Genomic DNA, 3,163 nt, shown 5'->3' with positions numbered 1-3,163 from the left:
GAGGTCACATCACAATATTTTGATTCGATATATGCCATTGGATCAGAATGAGACAAATTTTCTTTGTACACTTTATCATAATGCTCCTGCAAAACTTTTTGTACGAAACGATCTTCCTCTGTAAGTCCATCATACTGATATCCTACAGTTGTACCAGTACTGGAAGTGTTTGGCAGATTATTTAAATCCCTGCCTACTGGTATGTTGTTGTAATGATTATTTACAGTAACCATATTATCTCCTACCTTATATAAGTCTCATAACAACTGCCAACATTCTCTTATAACATTAAACAGCCTTTCATGTCTCTAGAAAATATTTTTTTAAGTATTGTGATATATTGTTTTAGCAAATAACCTCTGAGTCGTTTCCATAAAGTTCTTATCGCTACTCATAATATCCCAAATTACACTCTTTGCAATTCCTGCTGTGTATTTCGGTTCTTCACGCATTTCTAAAAATCTTTTTTGTGCTTTCTCCATCATGGATACCGCAGTATCTATATATTCTTTTTGTTCTGCTGCATTCTTCTTCACATTAGTTGTTTGAAAGAATTTAGAACCGTCATTTGTCTGCTGACATACAATATATCCCGCCAGATTTGCTAATCGCTTATTATATGCCCTGTCTAAACCTGCCAAATCTTCATCAAGTGTTAATGAATTTTCTCCTGTGAGGTCATAAGAAACCTGACGTTCTCCATTCTCATGTTCTTTCACAATATAATTGTAACGTGTTTCATAAGCATCCATCACAGACTTCATCACATCTTCTAGATTGTATTTTCCGTCTTTTAACGTCAGTCCACTATATTCTCTCATTGAAGTATAATGTTCCCATTCAACCTCATTTGTATCTTGTATTGTTAATTCATATCCTATCGGTTCCTCAACTTTTGGCTTTACTTCTCTTAATTTTTCCCGCAATGCCCGCCTTCCTTCATTCGATATTTCTACATTGTCTATCTGCTTATTTTTATAAGCAACATTGTCATCCATACCTCTGAAATCTTTACTCTTTCTTTCCATTTCGAATAAACAAAACCTATCGTAAGAAGGTGTTTGAAATATTTTCATATCAGTTCCTTTCACATTTCACCATCGCCTATTCACTCTCCATAACGGTCCAAGTGATCTATTACTTTTATGACCATCTATACCAAGTTCCGCCATTCAAAAGCTGTGACATACTTTCTTTGTATCTTTTCACTGCTTTCTGCTGAATGGAACTAGGCACCACATAATCGTTACCAACTTCACTTATTTTCCCATTTACCAGTTCGCAATGTGTCCCGTTTATCACAAATTCTCTGCTGGTATCCACTCCCTGGGACGCAAGAAAGTCTAAAATATAATCGGTGTATGGATCTGTCATACTGGAAAAATACTGCTGGTCCGCAAAATGTATCAGGGTATTTAATCCCCCGATTATCATATTACATCTTTCATCATCTGCTTTGCTTCCGTTTCCATAGCCCTCGCCCCAGACAAAAACTTCCTGTACCGTCATGCTGTATCCATTTCCAAGATTAAATCTGCTTCCAACCCCAATCGTGATACTGTTTGTACCGGGATCATATAGTTTGTACCCTCTGGTTTTAAATGGCTGCTGTATGGTTCCAAAGGTTTGAATCTCGGATGGGAGATATGACATACCCGTAATGGCTGTAAACGCTTTCTGCCCATTCACATAAAAGGAAGTATGGGTTGCACTGTCTATATCCGCTGTAATCTCGACTTCCTCATCATTGGCAAAAGGATTCTGTCCGGTTATCCCGGTTCCATATGCATACAGCATTCTTGTAAACTGATATCTTGTATGTTCATCAAAATGATTCAGTGTCTCTGTATCTTCTCCCTTTACATCTCCATTGCAAAAATCAACAAATTTATTTTTGTCTATTTTATGTTCTAGCATAAGTCATTATTTTAATTGCACACCTTACGGTTTCATATCAAAGTTCCTATGCCAAAGCATCAAATGCCGAAACTCCATTTTCTGTCACTCCTATAGAAGTTGAAGTACCTAGCAATTCCACCATTTTTCCTGTCAGGTCAGCTACATCTTTTCCATCAATTTTCAGATTATATTGCCGTTCTTCCTGCTCCTGTTTTTCGGCACGCTGTTTTTCCAGTCTTTCCTCTGTCTCTTTCTTTTCTGCTTTCCTTTTCTCGAGTCTTTCTTCAAGTTCTTTCCTTGCTTTTTCTGTTCCCGGATCAACTTCATCTTGAGTACACATTACAGAACTCATGCTATCATATCCATTTATAGTAATACTATAACTCAGTATCTTTGCTCCTCTTGCTGCCACATAAGCTCTTGACTGTTCTATTGTTTTTGGTATTAGCGATAAATTGTACTCCAACCATTGTTTTGTCTTTTCATCTCCCATAGCCTTTGACAAAAGAGAACTGTTTATATTTACGGAATAATCCCTGCTTCGTAAACATTCGTATTTTTGTGTTAAATAGTTCTTATATTCATGAGCATTCTTATATGTCCTGCCCGTTTTGTTTCCAGCATTTTGTGTATTGCCATAACTATTCGTATATGACGCATATGTTCCTATTCCTGTAACTGCCATATTAACATATCTCCTTTCATTATTCGGAGTCCTTCCAACTATGCCACCTGTTGGATTTCTCTCAGAATCAATATAATATTGATTACACGCTAGCTTCAAATATACTTTGGCTAACACCTTTCATCCACATATTCTGTGCTGCTCCATATCCTTTTTCCTGCCCTATATCATACAATCCACTGCTGTCAAAGCCTATTTTTAATACCAAATCATTTTCTTTCTTCCAGCCATTTTTAGCATATTGCAGCCATCTCTTAGAATAAAGTTCATACCCTGCACCATTTTTAGATTTTTCCTTAAACAATGCAAGTAAATCTGTACCATCCTCTGCAATAAAAGTACCATTTTTATATGTCGCATTGCGTGCATCATACCCGGTTGTCTCATACACTTCATGCCATAAAGAATATTGGTTTGCCTTTGTCATATTTGCCTGCGAATTAACAATTTCATTATCTGCATCATGCATACAAATCCACGCATGTGTCCATATATTTTTCGCATTATCCCCTTCATTCAGTAATTTTTCTATCTGCGATAATGTATCTCTATCTGCATTTCCCGACACCGTTAGTTGAT

At 36.6% G+C, this 3,163-nt stretch carries 4 protein-coding genes and 1 pseudogene; all 5 read right to left on the bottom strand.

Annotated features, from left to right (window positions below):
- Positions 1-233 (bottom strand): annotated as a pseudogene (locus H8S17_RS15755) (DUF4885 family protein); the annotation flags it as partial.
- A gap of 90 nt (positions 234-323) precedes the next feature.
- Positions 324-1,028 (bottom strand): hypothetical protein, encoded by a 705-nt coding sequence (locus H8S17_RS15750; protein ID WP_186867864.1) that lies wholly within the window; start codon positions 1,026-1,028, stop codon positions 324-326.
- Between the two features lie 115 nt (positions 1,029-1,143).
- Complete coding sequence (locus H8S17_RS15745; RefSeq protein WP_186867863.1) at positions 1,144-1,917, bottom strand: hypothetical protein; 774 nt, start codon at positions 1,915-1,917, stop codon at positions 1,144-1,146.
- Positions 1,918-1,963: 46 nt separating this feature from the next.
- Complete coding sequence (locus H8S17_RS15740) at positions 1,964-2,584, bottom strand: DUF6033 family protein (protein ID WP_243238112.1); 621 nt, start codon at positions 2,582-2,584, stop codon at positions 1,964-1,966.
- Between the two features lie 82 nt (positions 2,585-2,666).
- Positions 2,667-3,163: DUF4885 family protein (locus H8S17_RS15735; RefSeq protein WP_186867862.1), on the bottom strand; the 497-nt coding region annotated here is incomplete at its 5' end.

Source organism: Roseburia zhanii (assembly GCF_014287635.1).
In the GTDB taxonomy this organism is placed as follows: domain Bacteria; phylum Bacillota; class Clostridia; order Lachnospirales; family Lachnospiraceae; genus Roseburia_B; species Roseburia_B zhanii.
This window is presented reverse-complemented; position numbering and strand designations above follow the sequence as displayed.

Coding starts and splice junctions, on each gene's coding strand:
- H8S17_RS15750 (WP_186867864.1), bottom strand. CDS start 1,028: ATGGAAAGAAAGAGTAAAGATTTCAGAGGTATGGATGACAATGTTGCT.
- H8S17_RS15745 (WP_186867863.1), bottom strand. CDS start 1,917: ATGCTAGAACATAAAATAGACAAAAATAAATTTGTTGATTTTTGCAAT.
- H8S17_RS15740 (WP_243238112.1), bottom strand. CDS start 2,584: ATGGCAGTTACAGGAATAGGAACATATGCGTCATATACGAATAGTTAT.